9 protein-coding genes are annotated in these 20,285 nt (G+C 36.5%); all 9 read left to right on the forward strand.

Annotated elements, in window-relative coordinates; all coding sequences use genetic code 11:
- The first annotated feature begins 6 nt into the window (after positions 1-6).
- The 9 genes from BUE22_RS20645 to xyl3A all read left to right on the forward strand — a co-directional run bounded on the left by BUE22_RS20645 (position 7) and on the right by xyl3A (position 20,256).
- Positions 7-1,953: a RagB/SusD family nutrient uptake outer membrane protein gene (locus BUE22_RS20645; protein WP_073397893.1), complete on the forward strand. Its 1,947-nt coding sequence runs from the start codon at positions 7-9 to the stop codon at positions 1,951-1,953.
- 286 nt (positions 1,954-2,239) lie between these two features.
- Complete coding sequence (locus BUE22_RS20650; RefSeq protein ID WP_073397894.1) at positions 2,240-3,973, forward strand: glycoside hydrolase family 43 protein; 1,734 nt, start codon at positions 2,240-2,242, stop codon at positions 3,971-3,973.
- An 8-nt stretch (positions 3,974-3,981) separates the two neighbouring features.
- Entirely contained in the window at positions 3,982-5,205 is a 1,224-nt protein-coding gene (locus BUE22_RS20655; protein WP_073397895.1) for an SGNH/GDSL hydrolase family protein, read from the forward strand.
- Positions 5,206-5,264: 59 nt separating this feature from the next.
- The gene (locus BUE22_RS20660; RefSeq protein ID WP_073397896.1) at positions 5,265-7,988 is read left to right on the forward strand and encodes an alpha/beta hydrolase-fold protein; all 2,724 of its coding nucleotides are present in this window, start codon (positions 5,265-5,267) and stop codon (positions 7,986-7,988) included.
- 42 nt (positions 7,989-8,030) lie between these two features.
- Entirely contained in the window at positions 8,031-10,553 is a 2,523-nt protein-coding gene (locus tag BUE22_RS20665) for a glycosyl hydrolase 115 family protein (RefSeq protein WP_073397897.1), read from the forward strand.
- Positions 10,554-10,582: 29 nt separating this feature from the next.
- A complete protein-coding gene (locus BUE22_RS20670) occupies positions 10,583-13,294 on the forward strand; it encodes a T9SS type A sorting domain-containing protein (protein ID WP_073397898.1) in 2,712 nt (903 codons plus the stop codon).
- Between the two features lie 457 nt (positions 13,295-13,751).
- Positions 13,752-16,034 carry a glycoside hydrolase family 127 protein gene (locus BUE22_RS20675; protein WP_073397899.1) on the forward strand — a complete coding sequence of 761 codons (2,283 nt, stop codon included), beginning with the start codon at positions 13,752-13,754 and terminating at the stop codon, positions 16,032-16,034.
- 14 nt (positions 16,035-16,048) lie between these two features.
- A complete protein-coding gene (locus BUE22_RS20680) occupies positions 16,049-17,617 on the forward strand; it encodes a glycoside hydrolase family 43 protein (protein WP_073397900.1) in 1,569 nt (522 codons plus the stop codon).
- A gap of 44 nt (positions 17,618-17,661) precedes the next feature.
- Positions 17,662-20,256 carry a xylan 1,4-beta-xylosidase gene (xyl3A, locus tag BUE22_RS20685; RefSeq protein WP_073397901.1) on the forward strand — a complete coding sequence of 865 codons (2,595 nt, stop codon included), beginning with the start codon at positions 17,662-17,664 and terminating at the stop codon, positions 20,254-20,256.
- The last annotated feature ends 29 nt before the right edge of the window (positions 20,257-20,285 follow it).

A 20,285-nucleotide genomic window follows, 5' to 3' on the forward strand; every position in this document is an offset into this window, starting at 1 on the left:
ACAACTATGAAACGATATATTTTTAAAAGATTACTTATAGGATCAGTAGCTTTGTTCTCCTTTGCGGGCTGCTCTGATATTTTAGAAGAAAAACCACATGATTTTTATGAGCCTGGCTATTTTAAAACGGAACAGGGAGTTGTACAGGGATTGACCTCACATTATGCCCATTTACGATGGATATACGGGCAGGCCTATTATTATAATTCTGTGCAAACAGGAACAGATGAAAATACATATGGACAGCAAGCCGATGGAAATTTCAAAGATCATGATTTATCCGGAGTTGGGGTTATAAATCCTGCCTCAAGCAGAGCCGATGTGGTATGGAATAACTCTTACAATGATATTAATACAGCAAGTGGTATTATTGAAAATGCTGCTGCAGTAGGTATTGCAAATAGCTTAATTGCAGAATCTAAATTCTTTAGAGCTTTTGATTATTTTTTATTAGTACAAAATTTTGGAGGCGTGCCTTTAGATTTAGGAGCTGGCGAACTGAAATTTAATAGTAAGCCATCAAGATCTTCAAAACGAAATACAGTAAGTGAGGTTTATACCAAAGCTATTTTTCCGGACTTAGTAGCAGCTGTAAATGAATTACCTGATGCGCCAAGGTTAACCGGTACAGCAACTAAAACGCTGGCTCGTTTAATGTTGGCAAAAGCATATCTGACATATGCATGGTGGCTGGAAAATCCAAACAATATTCCAACCTATCCTGATACACCAAGAACAGATCCTGATGGTCACAATGCACAATGGTATTTTCAGGAAGCTTACAACATCGCATTAGACGGAATTAATAATCCGGGAACTTATGGATTATTGCCTTACTATTATGATGTAAACTTAGGTTCTAATGATCGCAACAAAGAAATTATGCTTTATGCAGATCATACAGAAGAAAGTGAATATTACAATGGAGCAAGTCTTACATACGGAAGTGGTGGTGCGCCGGATAATTTTGCAGGCTGGATGGGAACATTTAATTACACTTCGATAAGAAGTAAAAATGCATCAGGAGCTGCAGTTTCGACTGTACAAAGAGCAGCAGATCAGTTTTTGGGACGTCCGTGGGTAAGAATGGTACCGCCTATAGAAGTCTTTACCAAAACTTTTGCAGATAAAACAAACGATTCAAGATACGACGGAACATTTGCAGCCGTATATCGTGGAAACTGGAATTTACTTGGAACCGGATTAACCGATGTACCAACATTGTATAATGCTAACGGATTACCGGTAAAGCCAGGTGATGCTATTGTAACTTTTCTTAATGATGAACCTGCAACGGCAATTACCTATCCTACAGGAGCAGGAGATAACGGTGTTGGAGCAGGAGTTTTACCAGGCAGATCTGATTATGTAATTTCTCCACTGGGAATAAGCAGAATCGTATATCCGGGATTATGGAAATTAGGACCATACCGTACAGATAATGCAGGAGGATTAGGACAGCCAAATGCAGGAAGCACAAGACCTTATCCGGTTGCTAAATTTTCAGAACTCTATTTTGTCGCGGCAGAAGCAGCTGTAAAAGGAGCAACTGGCGGTATGTCTGCCAGAGATCTTATCAATGTAATCAGAGACCGCGCAGGAAAATGGCGCTGGGACAATAATGGTAAAGTAGCAAAAACGGCCGACAACAGTGCCTTATTAACAAGCACAACTCCTGCGGTAATTGACATTAATTACATTCTGGCAGAGCGTTCCCGTGAATATTATGGTGAAGGATACCGTTGGTACGATTTAGTAAGAACTCAAAAATGGAATGAAATTGCCGGTAAATATTCAATTGGCGGATCAAATTACGGTCAGCATACGCCAGAGGTTATTACCAGAACAATAGAGCCACATCATTATCTGCGTCCTATTCCACAAGGGCAAATAGATGGTATGGAAATGTCTGATGCCGATAAAAAAACGTACCAGAATCCAGGATACAATTAATAAATATTTTGAAGTAAATAAATTTTTAAGTTAGTTTAAGTTTAGCCGAGGAATAATTTCCTCGGCTTTTACCTTGTAAAACGCAGCAAGGATATAAGGGATATTGATTTGAAAATGAAATAAAAATGGAACGCGGATGACGCGGATTTAAACGGATTTCTTTGTTTTATTAAGCAGATTTATCAGATTTTCAATAAAAAAATCAGCGACAATCTGTTTAAATCCGCGTCATCCGCGTTCCAATAAACCCACTTTATCCACATTAAAAAAATAAGAAAAAACAAAAATGAAACAACAACTATTAGTTCTCTCACTAGCATTATCGTTTCTCTTTTCTTTTAAAGGAGTTGCAGTTAAAGATACCATTACCGGAAAACAGAATGTAAAACCACCTGTTTTTTCGAATGTTGTGTATCAGGGAAATGATAATATTTATAAAAATAATCCATTAAAGCCAGATGAGTTTTATTCTCCCGTTTTACAGGGATGTTATCCGGATCCGGCAATTACCAGAAAAGGCGATGATTATTTTATGGTGTGTTCTTCATTTGCTATGTTTCCAGGAGTACCAATTTTTCATTCTAAAGATTTAGTGAATTGGACAGACCTTGGAGGCGTATTAAATAAAGTCTCCGAATTTAATCCGCATGATACAGGTATAAGCCAGGGCGTATATGCACCGGGAATAACATATAATCCTCATAATGACACTTTCTATATGATTGTAACAGCATTTTCGGGAGGTCTGGGCAATATTATAGTAAAAACAAAAGATCCGATGAAAGGCTGGGGAAGCCCAATAAAATTAGGCTTTGACGGAATTGATCCTTGTATCTTTTTTGATGATAACGGAAAAGGATATATCGTTCATAATGATGCTCCCGATAAAGGAAAGCAATTATATGAAGGACATCGTGTTATAAAAGTTTGGGAATACGATCTGGAAAAAGATAAGGTGATTCCGGGAACGGATAAAATTATTGTAGATGGCGGAGTAGACCTTTCTAAAAAACCAATCTGGATAGAAGCGCCGCATTTGTATAAAAAAGACGGTCATTATTATTTAATGTGTGCCGAAGGCGGTACTGGCGGAAATCACAGTGAAGTTATTTTTATCAGCGATAGTCCCAAAGGGCCTTTTAAACCGGCATCAAACAACCCGATTTTGACCCAAAGATATTTCCCTCAGGACAGAAAAGACAAAGTAGACTGGGCAGGACATGCCGATTTAGTTCTTGGACCTGATAATAAATATTACGGTGTATTTTTAGGCGTTCGCCCGAATGATAAAGACCGAGTAAATACAGGACGCGAAACTTTTATGCTTCCGGTAGACTGGTCAGGAACTTTTCCGGTTTTTGAAAACGGATTAGTGCCTTTAGAACCAAAAATTAAAATGCCAAAAGGCGTTACCGAAAACAAAACGGGTAAAGACGGATTTTTCCCGAATGGTAATTTTACATTTACCGAAAATTTTACTTCTGATAAATTAGATTACCGCTGGATCGGACTTCGAGGCCCTCGTGAAAACTTTATTTCCGTAACCAAAAAAGGACTTCAGATTAATCCTTTCGAAGTAAATATGAAAGAACTGAAACCTACGTCGACACTTTTTTACAGACAAATGCACAACACGTTCTCCTTTGCCACGACAATAGACTATAAACCAGAATCTGAAAAAGATCTTGCCGGAATTACATGCCTGCAAAACGAGCGTTTTAATTATGTTTTTGGCATCACAAAAAAAGGAAAAGACACCTATATTTTATTAGAAAGAACAGAAAAAGGACAGTCAAAAACAATCGCAAGTGCCAAAATTGAAATTAAAAAAAACATACGACTTCAGGTAAAAGCAACCGGAGACAGTTACGAATTTACTTATGCCCTGAACGGTACTAATTTTAAAAATTTAGGCGAACCGGTTTCAGGTGATATTCTTTCAACCAATGTGGCAGGAGGTTTTACAGGTGCATTGGTAGGATTGTACGCAACGGCTGCAAATGATGCTCAGCCACAATAAAATGAAATATGAAAAAGGAACATTTTAAAGGATTGTTGTTTTTGCAACTCTTCTTTTTGATTTTGAGTTGTCAGATATTAGCACAAAGCAAATCAAAAACGGAGAATTGGGTCGGAACCTGGGCTTGCGCGCAAATGCTGGTTGAACCCAACAATATGCCTCCCGCTCCGGGACTTTCAGAAAATACGCTTCGACAAATTATAAGGGTTTCTATTGGAGGAAAACGGATGAGATTGCGTTTCTCTAATATTTTTAGCGATCAACAAACGGTTTTAAAATCGGTTAGTGTGGCCAATGTTATCGATGCACCGATTGTTGATGCTAAAACCCAAAAGGAACTTCGTTTTAATGGAAAACCAGACATCACCATAAATCCCGAACAGGAAGTTTTTTCAGATGCTTTTGATTTTGAATTACAGCCCGGACAACTTTTGGCGATTACCATTCATTACGGAAATACATCGCAAAAAACATCAGGACATCCCGGTTCGCGAACCACTTCTTACATTCTTGAAGGAGATCAAATTCAAAATGCAGCTTTTGATGGCGCCATAAAAACAGATCATTGGTATTCGATTATGGGATTGGATGTTGTGGCTGATAAAAACACTGCGAATATCGTTTGTTTGGGAAATTCCATTACAGACGGCCGAGGATCAGGAACTAACAAACAAAATCGTTGGACAGATATTTTGTCGACACGATTATCTACCAATAAAAAAACAGAAAAAATTGGTGTTTTAAATTTAGGAATTGGAGGAAATTGTGTCGTTAAAGGCGGATTAGGCCCAACGGCTTTAAATCGTTTTGACAGAGATGTATTATCTCAAAAAGGCACAAAATGGCTCGTAATCCTGGAAGGCATCAACGATATTGGAGGAATTAAAAATCAGGAAGATGCACCAATAAAAGCGCAGGAACTTATTGAAGCTTATAAAGTGATGATTACCAAAGCACATGCAAAAGGAATTAAAGTCTACGGCTGTACCATTTTGCCATTTGCGAAATCATTTTATGACGCGCCACACAAACAAGAAGCCCGTGATATTGTAAATGCCTGGATCAGAAATAGCAAATCCTTTGATGCTGTAATTGATTTTGATAAAGCCATGGTTTCAGAAGAAGGTTCAAAAACGATTTTATCCAACTTGCACGACGGCGATTTTTTGCATCCAAACGAAGCAGGTTATCTTAAGATGGGAGAAACAGTAGATCTCAATTTATTTAAATAACAGTTTGCATATTTTGAATTCGATTAAAATGATTTTTTGATAATAAAAACAAATCAACAATGAAATCAATACTTAGGTTTTTCGCATTTACGGTTCTTTTTTCAATAGCACAAAAGGGATATTCTCAAGATCCTAATTTTCATGTTTATCTGAGTTTTGGCCAGTCGAATATGGAAGGATATGCCAAAATAGAACCACAGGATAAATTGGGTGTCGATGATCGATTTCAGGTTTTACAGGCAGTCAATTGTCCTGACCTGAAACGTGAAAAAGGAAATTGGTACACTGCCATACCGCCATTGTGCCGTTGCAGTACCGGACTAACGCCAGTTGATTATTTTGGAAGAAATCTGGTAGCCAATCTCCCTAAAAATATAAAAGTGGGCGTAATCAATGTGGCCGTTGGAGGATGCAAAATTGAACTTTTTGACAAAGATAAAACAGCAGAATATGTAGCAACAGCGCCAGACTGGATGAAAGGCATTCTAAAAGAATACGACGGAAATCCGTATGCAAGATTGGTAGAGCTGGCCAAAATAGCACAGAAAAAAGGAGTTATTAAAGGCATTTTGCTGCATCAGGGAGAATCGAATACCGGCGATACACTTTGGACAAAAAAAGTAAAAATTGTCTATGATAATTTGATAAAAGACCTGAATCTGGATCCGAAAAAAGTGCCTTTGCTTTCAGGGGAAACCGTAAACGAAGACCAGAATGGTAAATGTGGCAGCATGAATAAAATTATTGCAACATTGCCAAAAACGATTCCAAATTCGTATGTGATTTCATCTAAAGGATGTATGGCAGAACCTGATTTTTTGCATTTTAATGCCGCAGGTTACAGAGACTTAGGAAGACGTTATGCTGATAAAATGCTTTCATTATTGGGATATAAATTGGCTGATGGAAAATCGCCTTTTATAGTGCAGGCTCCCCTTGGTTTTGATCAGTTAAATACCAATATTCCGGCGGGAAAAATAGAAACGATCTCTTATGAATCTAAAACGGTTGGTTCTACACGAAAAGCAACAGTTTACACACCTCCGGGATTTAATAAAAAGAAAAAATATCCGGTTTTGTATCTTTTACACGGAATAGGCGGCGATGAAAAAGAATGGCTCAACGGAGGAAATCCGCAAATTATATTAGACAATCTTTTTGCAGAAGGAAAAATTGAACCTATGATTGTGGTCATGCCAAACGGCAGGGCAATGAAAGACGACAGTGCGACCGGAAATATAATGGCGCCCGACAAAGTACAGGCTTTTGCTACGTTTGAAAAAGATTTATTAAACGACCTGATTCCGTTTATCGAAAAAAAATACCCGGTTCTGAAAGACAGAGAACACCGCGCCATCGCCGGATTATCAATGGGAGGCGGACAATCTTTAAATTTCGGATTAGGTAATTTAGATAAATTTGCCTGGGTTGGAGCATTTTCTGCAGCTCCAAATACTAAAGCACCCCAAGAATTACTTCCCAATCCAGAAGAGGCAAAAAAGAAATTAAAACTACTCTGGATTTCCTGCGGAGATAACGACTGGCTTATCGAAAATAGTAAGCGAACGCATGATTATTTATATAAAAATGATGTACCTCACATTTATTATATCGAGTCCGGAGTTCATGATTTTAAAGTCTGGAAAAACGGATTATATATGTTTTCACAATTCTTATTTAAACCTGTCGATCAATCCAATTTTGCAGCTTATACCATTTTAGGAAATCCTGCGCAAACCAATATTCGTACTGCAAAATATCCTCAAATATTACCGGATAACAAAGTGCTTTTTAAAGTCAACGCTCCCGAAGCTTCAAAAGTACAAATCGATTTGGGCAAAAAATACGATCTGACAAGAGATTCAGAAGGATTTTGGACAGTAACTACAGAGGTAATCAACAAAGGATTTAATTATTATTCCCTGCTTATTGATGGCCTTGCAGTTGCAGATCCATCAAGTCAGACATTTTACGGAATGGGACGAATGGCAAGCGGTATCGAAATTCCAAATAAAGAAGGAGATTTTTACGCTTTAAAAGACGTTCCGCATGGTGATATCAGAATCAAAAAATATTTTTCAAAAGGAACCAATTCATGGCGCGAAATGTATGTGTATACACCGCCGGGTTACGAGAATTCGACAGAAAAATATCCGGTTTTATATCTCCTGCATGGTGGAGGCGAGGATCAAACAGGCTGGGCAACTCAGGGAAAAGCAAACTTAATTTTAGACAATTTAATTGCCGAAAATAAAGCAAAACCAATGATAATCGCAATGCTTGACGGCAATATGGGGAATACAGGCGGCGTGGCAGGTTTTAATGAAAATGCACTAAAAGCTTTTGAAAATGAATTGAAAACCGGAGCTATACCTTTTGTAGAAAGCAATTTTAAAGTAGCGAAAGATGCTAAAAACAGGGCTTTGGCAGGATTATCAATGGGAGGTTTGCAAACACTTTATGCGGGCGTTAAAAATTCTGATTTGTTTTCTTATATAGGCGTTTTTAGTTCAGGGTGGTGGGCGAATAATACCACTTTAGCTGATCCGCAATACGAGTTTATGAAAAATAACGCCTCTACAATTAATGCAAATATCAAAGAATTTTGGATTTCTATGGGCGGCAAAGAAGATATCGCTTATGAAAATTGCAAAATAATGATGAAAAAGTTCGACCAGCTCGGAATTAAATATAAATACAGCGAATATCCGGGCGGACATACATGGCCGGTCTGGAGACATGATTTATTTATGTTTACGCCATTATTGTTTCAGCAGAAATAAAGATTTTAAAATAGTAATTGAATTGCATAATAAATAAAGTTCATGAATACATTTTCAAAATATATCCTCACATTTCTTATCGTTTTTAGTTGTACTTTTTTAAAAGCGCAGTCGTTTATTACAACTCAAAAAGGGGACAATATTATTGTCCTGAAAGAGAAATCTTCACCCTTGTCCTTTCTGGTTAGTAACGGAACAGATGCCGGTATTTTGCGTGCAATCACTAATTTACAAACTGATTTTGAAAAAGTTACGGGAGAAAAACCATCAATTTTAAATCAAAAACCAAATATTGCATCGCCGCTGATTATTATCGGAACAATTGGAACAAATTCTGTTATTGATGATTTAGTTAAAGCAAATAAAATCGACGGAAAACAGCTTAAAGGCAAAAATGAAAAATTTAGTATTCAAAATATTAAAAATCCATTTAATGGAGTAGAAGAAGCCATCGTAATTGCGGGAAGCGACAAACGCGGAACGATTTACGGCATTTATGAATTATCGAAACAAATTGGCGTTTCGCCTTGGTATTACTGGGCTGATGTGCCAGTCGAGAAAAAAGACAATCTGTATTTTGTAAAAGGAACCTATACGGATGGCGAACCTGCCGTAAAATACAGAGGAATTTTTATCAACGACGAAGCGCCTGCATTAAGCGGCTGGTCGAAAGCCACATTTGGCGGATTTAACAGCAAGTTTTATGAGAAAGTTTTTGAATTACTGCTTCGGTTAAAAGCCAATTATATCTGGCCGGCCATGTGGGGAAATGCGTTTTATGACGATGATCCCGCCAGCGGACCTCTTGCCAACGAAATGGGAATTGTCATTGGTACATCGCACCACGAACCAATGGCTTTGGCACAAACCGACTGGCATCGATATATTAAAAAAAATAACCTCCCGAATGTGTGGGATTATAATAAAAATAAAACCGTTCTCGATGAATTCTGGAAAGGCGGAATAGAGCGCAGCAAAAATTGGGAAAAGCTTGTAACTGTTGGGATGCGTGGAGACGGCGATGAAGCCATGAGTGAAGGAACAAATATAACTTTACTGGAAAATATTGTAAAAGAACAACGTAAAATTATTGCTGAGGTAACCAAAAAAAAGCCTGAAAAAACACCTCAGGTTTGGGCTTTGTATAAAGAAGTTCAGGATTATTATGATCAGGGAATGCGTGTTCCCGATGATGTAATTTTGCTGTTTTGCGATGACAATTGGGGAAATGTGCGCAAACTTCCAGATGTAACAAAACCTTTGCACAAAGGCGGTTACGGCATGTATTATCATTTTGATTATGTGGGAGGCCCAAGAAATTCGAAGTGGATCAATATAAGTCCGATACAAAGAGTTTGGGAACAGATGAACTTGAGTTACGAACATGGCGTAGATAAAGTCTGGATTGTAAATGTGGGAGATTTAAAGCCAATGGAATTTCCGATCAGTTTCTTTTTAGATATGGCGTGGAATCCTAAAAAGTTCAATTCTCAGAATCTTTTTGAATTTACAGAGAAATGGGCTGCTGATCAATTCGGAACAAAACATGCCAAAGAAATCGCAAGATTATTAAATACCTATCCAAAATTCAACCGAAGAGTAACGCCCGAAATGCTCGACAGCAAAACCTACAGTCTGGAAAATTACAATGAATTTGAAACGGTTGTCAATGAGTATAAAAATCTGGCACTTGATGCGTATCGAATTTACAATGAGATTCCAAAAGAATATCAGGATGCTTATTTTCAATTGGTTTTATATCCAATAGATGCCTGCAGTAATCTTTATGAAATGTATTTTGCACAGGCGAATAACAGAAAACTGGCTTCGGAAAAAAATAGTTTAGCCAATGCTTTTGCAGATCAGGTAAAAAGGAATTTTGAACGGGATTCTGTTCTTCAAAATAAATACAACAATGAAATTTCAGGCGGAAAATGGACACATATTATGGATCAGATGCGAATTGGATATAAGGCCTGGCATGATACTTCTAAAAACATTTTGCCTGAAGTCAGTTATGTTTCAGAAAAAGAGCAGATAGTTTCAAATGTATTTGAAGAAAAAGATGGTTATGTTTCTATCGAAGCAGAACATTTTTCTAAAGTAAATAATTCGAACACGATTCATTGGGAAGTAATTCCTGATTTTGGAAAAACAAAAAGTGGGATTACGACATTTCCACAAAATAAATATCCAACTCAGAACGACAATATTTTTGTAGAGTATGAAATTGATTTTGCTTCAACAGGAGAATTTAATGTAGAATTGCTTTTGTCTCCAACACTCAACTTTAACAGCAACAAAGGGCTTCGTTATGAAGTTTCTTTTGATGAAGCAAAACCACAAACAATAAATTTTAACGGTCATTACCGTGGAGAATTAGGAAAATGGCAAGCCGAACACTTGATTCATTCAAGCACTAAACATACCATTTCGAAACCCGGAAAACATATTTTACGCTTCCGTGTTTTAGACCCGGGAATTGTGCTGCAGAAAATTGTCATTAATACCGGAGGGTTAAAGCCGTCTTATCTCGGGCCTCCTGAAAGTAATATTAAATTCTAAATTTTTAACTGATTAAATTTTAGTAGAATATGAAAAAATTATACAAATTAAGTTCAATATTTTTTGCAGTTTTATTTTTGTCATCTGCTCAGTTAAGTGCACAAAATGCGAAAGTACAAATTGATAAAAATAAGACGTACCAAAAAGTTACTGGTTTTGGAGGTTTTGTATGCAGTCCCCAGTTTGGTTATAATTACATGTCTGTTGACGAAATCAAAAAAATGTGGGGAACAAACAGTGAAGCCGGTTATAACATTATGCGTCTTTACATTCCGGGAGAAAGTAACTGGGCAACAACGCTTGCAACTGCCAAATTAGCCAAAAATGATTTGGGATTAAAGATTTTTGCAAGTCCCTGGACAATGCCGGCAGAATGGAAAACAAACAACAGTGAAGTTGCGGTTTACACAGATGAAAATGGAGTTAAGCAAATTGGCTACCTGAAAGAAGAACATTACGAAGATTATGCTTTGTATCTTAATCGTTATGTAACCTATCTTCGTGATAATGGAGTAGAACTCGATTATATTTCAATTCAAAATGAGCCTGATGAAATGGCAACCTATCAAGGCTGTATATGGACACCTGTACAAATAGCTGCATTTGTTAAAAATTACGGACATCTTATTAATTGTAAGGTTATTGCGCCTGAAAGTGTTGGTTATTCAGATGCTTTTTCAAATGCTTTTCTGGATACTGATGTCATGAATAACTTTGAAGTTTACGGAGTTCATCAGTATGGTGGTATTCAGTCCAAATACAAACAATTTCAGAATTATAACAAGGAGATCTGGATGACAGAATATCTCATTAACTGGAATTCCGGAGGTACGGTTCGTGATTTTAATTGGGGAATTGATGCTTTTAGTTTCGCAAACAGTGTGAATGATGCCTTGCTAGGAAATGTCAATGCGTGGATTCATTATTCCACTAAGCGATATTACGCACTAATGGGTGATGGAACAAACGGCACAGTATCCGGAGAAATGACCAAAAGAGGGCATATACTTTCGCAATATGCAAAATTCACTACAGGTACAACACGTGTAGAATCAACGTGGAGTGACGCAACTGTACAGCTTAAAGGTTCCTCGTACATAAATGATGCAGGTGATAAAATTGTTCTTACTATAATTAATCCATCACAAAACACCTATAATCTTACTGTAGATTTACCATTTTATTCTGTAAAAGGCACTAAAACAATTACCAGCCAAAGTATTGATATACAAAATACTGCGATAAGTTTTGCTGAAACATTTCGTCCGGTAATAAGTATTAATCCTTCGAGTTTTATTACTCTGACATTTGAAAAGAGTAAGGAAAGAGTACCTTCACAAATGACCAGTAAAGAAGTTCATTACGCTAAAATTGAAAATCAGCCTGTTACAAATTCAGCATTCGGAACAACCTATCAGATTAGTGGCAAAACAGTGACATTTGCAAACGCAAATCCTCTGATAAGTACCAATATGGACGGTTCTAACGGATATTTGAAATTAGACAACCGTTACAATAAATTTATACTGCATGTTAAAAGTTTTACTACTGCAAATCAAGCCAATACTGATAATACGACTTTGTATTATATCAATGACAACGGCGAAGTAAAATCTAAAAATTATGGAAAATTTAATTTCCCTACCGGGGTCGAATTTGATTTGACATTTGATATTTCTAAATCCGTTCTTACAGATGGATGTACCGGAATTATTGGTTTGCGAAATTCAAATTACAGTTCAGTACTTACTTTAAATTTGGGTGATGTATATTTTAATATTGCTGATGAAAAAGCAGCCGAATTTGCAGGAATATATTCAGATGATGACAGCCTTTTGATGGATGCTCTGCAAAGTCCGAATTATGTATCATTAGATTTTAGAAACGCCACCGGTATCAGTTCCACTCAGGATTGGCATGCCAAATCAGTAAATAAAAACAGTATTTTTTATGTAGCTGGTAATAACACTGCTAACAATGTAATATCAGGAACAACGTGTAACAATCTAAAACTTATGGATCAGGGAGGAGATTTTAATGTTCCTTTCGGTTTTTCAGCTTTAGCTGCGTCTTTTACCAAAACGATTTCAGGTAATGATGTTCTGGTTCTTCCGTATGAAGCCAGTATACCTCAAGGTGTAATAGCTTACACGCTAGAGCCTTCATCTGCTAAAATAATCTGTAATAAAATTGAAGGTGTAATTCCGGCAAATACCCCTGTTTTACTGAGTGGTTCAGGTACATTTGTTTTCAGTGGAACCGGAAATGTTTCAACACCAAAAGCCTTAACTGTTGATCAAATAAATCCGGTTTACATTGGTGTGAAAGCTCCGGCAGGAAGTTATACATTGAAGACAGTAAATAATGTTACTGCATTTTATCCTGTAACTGCAGGAAGCGAACCTTTAATTTCATCATTTAATTTTTACTTAAGTGAAAAAAGCGGATATAATGCAACCGTGCTTCCGTTGGAGTTTACCACATTAGGCATCGTTCAAAATGAATTGAATGAAGCTAGTTTCACATTATATCCAAATCCTGCGTTGGAGGAAATTTTTGTTGATAAGATGACTTCTGATTTTGATTATAAAATTTTTAATGTTCAGGGCACTTTAGTGAATTCAGGCACTTTGAAAAATGGTAATACCAGAATAAAAATAGAATCACTGCCTGCAGGAGTTTATTTTATTAATGGAACAAGCGATAAATCTAAAATAAACAGAAAATTTGTAAAAAAATAAGATTAGAATTAAGGATAACAGGATAAAAAAAGAGTTGCAAAGTCTCCTAAAACAATGGTGACTTTAAAGCTGGACTTCAAGAATATTTACCCTGCGATATTAAATTATCGTAGGTTTTCGGATTTTCATTATCTGTGCAGGAAGCAAAATTTATTTGCCTGGTATTTGAATTAAAATATAATATCTAAATGATTTCTTTTGATTTCGAGTTGTTTTCTTAAAAATATTTGATTTAAAAACATAAATGATAAAAATATAGCTTTTTTATTGAAGAATTATTTTTCACGTTTTAAAAAGTGTTATTTTTACACTTTTAGTAAACAACCGATAGAACTAGTTTATTTTCTAGTTTTAAGAATAGTATTCTTTAGTCTTACTTCTTGTTTTAAAAAATAAATAGAGTCAATCTGTTATTAAGAAAAAGGAAAAATATCTAAAAGATTAAAAAAAAATTAGAATGAAATACAGCTTTATATTTTGTTTTTGTACACTGTTACTGTCCCATGTGGCAGAAGCTCAAATGCAATTGTTTGATTTAAAAGAGGTAAGGCTAAAAGATGGGCCTTTTAAAAATGCTCAGGATGTAGATCTCAAGTATATTTTAGAACTCAATCCAGACCGGCTTTTAGCACCTTATCTCATAGCTTCCGGAATACCCGTAAAAGCAGAACGTTATGGCAATTGGGAAAGCATAGGACTTGACGGACACATTGCCGGACATTATCTTTCTACTTTGGCGATGATGTATGCTTCGACAGGAAATACTGAAGTTAAAAACCGATTGGATTATATGATTTCGGAATTGGAAAAATGTCAGCAAAAAAACGGTAATGGCTATGTGGGAGGAATTCCGCAGGGCAAAGTTTTTTGGGATCGAATTCATAACGGAGACATTGACGGAAGCAACTTCGGGTTAAACAATACCTGGGTTCCGTTGTACAATATTCACAAGCTTTTTGCCGGTTTAACCGATGCTTATCGTTACACCGGAAATAAAAAAGCAAAAGAGGTTTTAATAAAATTGGGCGATTGGTTTATCGAATTAATTCGTCCGCTTTCTGATGAGCAGATTCAAAATATATTAAAGACCGAACACGGCGGAATAAACGAATCTTTTGCCGATTTGTATATCATTACAAAGGACAAAAAATATCTGGAAACTGCCGAAAAAGTTTCGCACTTAGCAATACTAAATCCATTAGAAAAAAAACAAGATAAATTAACAGGATTGCATGCCAATACGCAAATACCAAAAGTGATTGGTTTTGAGAAAATCGGTGTACTTTCCGGAAATAAAGAATGGACAGATGCCGCGCAATTTTTCTGGGAAAATGTTACCCAAAAACGCAGCGTAGCTTTTGGCGGAAACAGTTTTGCCGAACATTTTAATCCAACCGAAGATTTTAGCGGTATGTTAAAATCAAATCAGGGGCCTGAAACGTGCAATTCTTATAACATGGAGCGTTTGAGCAAAGCCTTATTTTTGGACAAAAACAAGGTAAGTTATCTTGATTTTTACGAGCGTACGCTTTACAATCATATTCTTTCGAGCCAGCATCCTGAAAAAGGCGGTTTTGTTTATTTTACACCCATTAGACCCAATCATTATCGCGTTTATTCTCAACCCGAAACAAGCATGTGGTGTTGTGTAGGTTCAGGCCTTGAAAATCATTCTAAATATGGAGAATTGATTTACAGCCATACAGAAAATGATGTTTTTGTAAATCTGTTTATTCCGTCAACTTTAGATTGGAAAGAAAAGAATATTTACATCGAACAAAGCACAAAATTCCCCTATCAAAATAGTACAGATCTTGTTTTAAAATTAAAAAAAAGCGAGACATTTTCGATGAATATCCGCTGTCCGGAATGGGCTGAAAATTTTGAAATTTCAATTAATGGAAAAATTCAGAAAATAGAAGCAAAGCCTTCTAATTATGTAGTTCTAAACAGAAAATGGAAATCTGGAGATCAAATTTCAGTTACATTCAAAACTTCGACACATTTAGAAAATTTGCCGGGCGGCTCAAACTGGAGTGCTTTTGTAAACGGACCAATTGTATTGGCTGCCAAAACATCAAACAAAGATTTAGACGGATTATTTGCAGATGACAGCCGAATGGGACATGTCGCATCGGGAAAATATTATCCGTTGGATCAGGCGTATGAAATGATAGGTGAAAAATCAGTTTATATCGCAAAACTGAAGGATTTAGGAAACCTGCATTTTCGTTTAGATTCGTTAGAATTACAGCCTTTTTTTGGAATTCATGACGCACGTTATCAAATGTATTTTCAAAATTATACCAAAGAACAGTATAAAGAAAAGCATGCTCTTTTGAAACAACAAGAAGTTGAAGCTTTGGCTTTGGAAGCTAAAACTATCGATAAAATTAATTGCGGCGAACAGCAGTCAGAAGTGGATCATGGATATAAAGGCGAAAAAAGTGATTCGGGTTATGATGATACAAAGGCCTGGAGAAATACGCGATCGTATATTTCCTATCAGTTGTTAAATAAAAATAAGTCCGGAAAATATCTGGATATAAGTTGTACAGACGATTCTAAAACAGATAAAATCACGATTCTTATCAACGAAAAACCCGCGCGCATTATTTCTTCAGCAAATAAGACAATTCGATTAAATATTGAAAAGATTGAAATTGTAAACATCAAAATAAAATCTAATGATGGAAACAATAGTCCCAAGTTTCATCAATTCAGAATTTTAAAGGATTAAAAAAATAAACCAGGATGAAAATTAGAAATGCTTTTTTTAGTCTTGTTCTGCTTTTTAGTCTGTGTAATTATGGACAAAATAAAGCGCAGAATCCGATCATTTTTGCCGATGTTCCTGATATGTCCATCATTCGTGTAAACAATATTTATTACATGAGCAGTACGACAATGCACATGAATCCCGGTGTTCCCATTATGAAATCTACTGATTTAGTCAATTGGGAAATAATCAATTACGCCTATCAAACATTAGAAGATGATAACGATAAACTAAATCTTGATAATGGAAAAAATGATTACGGAAGAGGTTCGTGGGCGAGCAGTCTCAATTATCATAATGGTATTTATTATGTCAGCACTTTTTCCGGAACGACGGGTAAAACCTATATTTTTTCGACAAAAGATATAGAAAAAGGACCGTGGAAACGAACCGTTTTAAATAATTCCTATCACGATCATTCTATTTTTTTTGATGATGATGGAAAGGTTTATATGGTTTGGGGAGCAGGAAAACTGCAGATTGTCGAGTTAAATTCAGATTTATCAGCTGTAAAAGAAGAAACAAAAAAAGTCCTGATAGAAAATGCCAGTGCACCTGCGGGAAACAATATTATGCTGCAATCTGAAGGTTCACAGCTTTTTAAAATCAAAGGAAAATATTATCTGTTTAATATCGTCTGGCCAAAAGACGGAATGAGAACGGTAATTATACACAGAGCTGATAAAATTTCAGGTCCGTGGGAAGGAAAAGTGGGATTGCAGGATTTGGGTGTTGCTCAAGGCGGACTTATCGATACACCAGATGGAAAATGGTTCTCTTATCTGTTCAGGGATTTTGGTGGTGTGGGGAGAATTCCTTATTTGGTTCCTGTTCAATGGGAAAAGGACTGGCCAATTTTAGGCGAAAATAATAAAGTGCCAGAAAATCTCGATTTACCAACAAGCAAAGGTTTGATTCCAGGAATTGTAAACTCCGATGATTTTAACCGAAAAAAAAATGATCCCAATTTGCCTTTGGTCTGGCAATGGAATCATAATCCGGATCATTCGCTTTGGTCGGTAAAAGAAAGAAAAGGTTTTTTAAGACTGAAAACCGGAAGAATCGACAGCAGTTTTGTTCAGGCAAAAAACACTTTAACGCAACGAACTTTTGGCCCTGAAAGTACAGGCAAAATTCTCGTTGAGGTTTCTAAAATGAAAGAAGGCGACTTTGCAGGACTTTCTTTATTACAAAAAGAGTACGGATTGATTGGCGTAAAAGCCGAAAAAAATGCTAAGAAAATCGTAATGATTGAAGCCATTAAAGATATTCCAACAGAAATAGAAAGTGTTCCGTTAACGCAGGATAAAATTTATTTCAAGGCAGAATGCAACTTTAAAGATAAGGCAGATCAAGGTCAGTTTTTTTACAGTTTAGATGGTAAAAAATGGATCAGTATTGGAAAAAAAATAAAACTATCTTATACGCTTCCTCATTTTATGGGGTATCGATTTGGGTTGTTCAATTACGCAACAAAAAATGTGGGAGGCTTTGTTGATTTTGATTATTTCCATATTGAAGATAAAATTTCAAAGAATAATTAGTCGATTTAGCATCGCAAAAGATTCATCACATAATTCAGAAAATCATGAAAATTAGTTATCTGTTTATCATAAGTTTAGTTTCAATTTTTAGCGCAAACGCTCAGCAATATCGTTTTAAGGATGCGTCTTTGAGCTCAACAGAACGTGCAAAAGATTTAATTTCAAAATTAACACTTGAAGAAAAAGCGGCGTTAATGTGTGATCAAAGTGATCCGATACCAAGACTCGGCATTAAAAAATTCAATTGGTGGAGTGAAGCGCTGCACGGTTACGCAAATAACGATAATGTTACTGTTTTTCCGGAGCCTATTGGTATGGCGGCTTCATTTGACGATCAGTTAGTCTATAATGTTTTTAATGCAGTTTCTGATGAAGCCCGTGCAAAATACAACCAATGGATTCAGGGCGGCAATGAAAATAAACGATTTTTAAGTCTTTCAGTCTGGACACCAAACGTCAATATTTTCAGGGATCCGCGTTGGGGACGTGGGCAGGAAACGTATGGTGAAGATCCATATTTAACCTCAAGAATGGGAATTTCAGTTGTGAAAGGATTACAAGGCCCGGCAGATGCGAAATACCGCAAACTTTTGGCCTGCGCCAAACATTTTGCAGTGCATTCAGGACCGGAATGGAGCCGACACGAACTGAATTTGAATAATATAGATCCACGTGAATTATACGAAACCTATTTGCCAGCCTTTAAAGCATTGGTACAAGATGCCGATGTGCGTCAGGTTATGTGTGCCTATCAGCGTCTGGATGATGAACCGTGTTGCAGTAATACACGCTTATTGCAGCGTATTTTGCGCGATGAATGGGGTTTTAAATACCTTGTAGTTTCAGATTGCGGAGCGGTTACTGATTTTTACACCACGCATAAAGTTTCGTCAGATGCAACACATGCGGCATCAAAAGCTGTTTTGGCAGGAACCGATGTAGAATGTGTTTGGGAGAAATATCCGTTTAAAAATTTACCCGAAGCGGTTGAGAAAGATTTAATAAAAGAAGATGATATTGATAAAAGTCTGCTTCGTGTTTTAACGGGACGTTTTGATTTGGGCGAAATGGATGATGACGCCATCGTACCGTGGGCACAAATTCCGGCTTCTGTATTGAACAGCAAAGAACATCAGCAATTAGCACTCGAAATGGCGCAAAAATCAATGACGCTTTTGCAGAATAAAAACAATATTCTGCCTTTAAATAAAGCAATTAATAAAGTGGCCGTTATTGGTCCGAATGCGGATAACGAACCGATGTTATGGGGAAATTACAACGGAACTCCCGTTAAAACCATCACGATTAAAAGTGGTATAGAATCAAAAATTCCCCAAAATAAAATGGTTTATGATAAAGGCTGCGATTTAGTTGAAGACAAAGTAAACCAAAGTTATTTTGACCAACTTTCGTTTGAAGGCAAAAAAGGAATGAAAGCCACCTATTGGAACAATCCAAACAGAGAAGGCAACAGCGTTATCTCGCAGCAAATTGTAAATCCGATAAAAATGACAACAGCCGGACAGCATGAATTTGCTTCGGGCGTTAAATTAGAAGGATTTTCGGCAAAATATGAAACCGAATTTACAGCGAAAGAAAATGACAGTCTTGTTTTTAAAACAGGCGCTACCGGAGCTTTTGAATTATTGGTGAATGATAAATCTTTGGCAAAATATACGAATTGGAGAACGCTTCCCGGCAAAATTAAATTTGCAGTAGAAGCAGGAAAAAAATACAAAATCGAAATTTTGTATGCACAATCCAACAATTGGCAGGCGAATCTTGAATTTGATTTTGGAAAAGAGCACGATATCAATTTCGCAGCTTTAATTCAAAAGTTAAAAGGCATCGATACCGTAATTTTTGTAGGCGGACTTTCGACTTTATTGGAAGGTGAAGAAATGCCGGTGTCTTATCCCGGTTTTAAAGGTGGTGACAGAACTAATATTGAACTTCCTGCTGTTCAGAGAAAATGTTTACAGGAACTGAAAGCGGCGGGCAAAAAAGTAGTTTTTGTAAACTGCTCTGGTTCTGCAATCGCCTTAACGCCCGAAACAGCAAGTTGTGACGCTATTTTACAAGCTTGGTATCCGGGAGAATCCGGAGGTCAGGCTGTGGCCGATGTTCTTTTTGGAGATTATAATCCTGCGGGAAAACTGCCTGTTTCCTTTTATAAAAATTCAGAAATCTTAGGCGATTTTGAAGATTATTCGATGAAAGGACGTACTTACAGATACACAACAAATGTTTTGTTTCCGTTTGGTTTTGGCTTAAGCTATTCTAAATTCGAAATTGGAAAAGCGAATCTTGACAAGACCAAAATAAAAGCAAATGAAAACACGCAATTAAATTTTTCGATAAAAAACACGAGCAAACGTGAAGGAACAGAAATTGTTCAGGTTTATGTTCGAAAAGTGAATGATACTGATGGTCCTTTGAAAACACTGAAAGCTTTTAAACGAATTACCTTAAAAGCCGGCGAAAGCCAAAATGTAGCGATCGATTTACCGCCTTCTTCATTTGAATTTTATGATGCAAAAAGCATTGGAATGAAGGTGACTTCCGGCGAATATGAAGTGTTTTACGGAACGAGTTCAGATGCTAAAGATCTAAAAATGAATAAAGTGTCAATTCAATAAACTACTTATTCTGTTATCAATAAAAATAA

It is taken from the genome of Flavobacterium pectinovorum, assembly GCF_900142715.1.
GTDB lineage: Bacteria > Bacteroidota > Bacteroidia > Flavobacteriales > Flavobacteriaceae > Flavobacterium > Flavobacterium pectinovorum.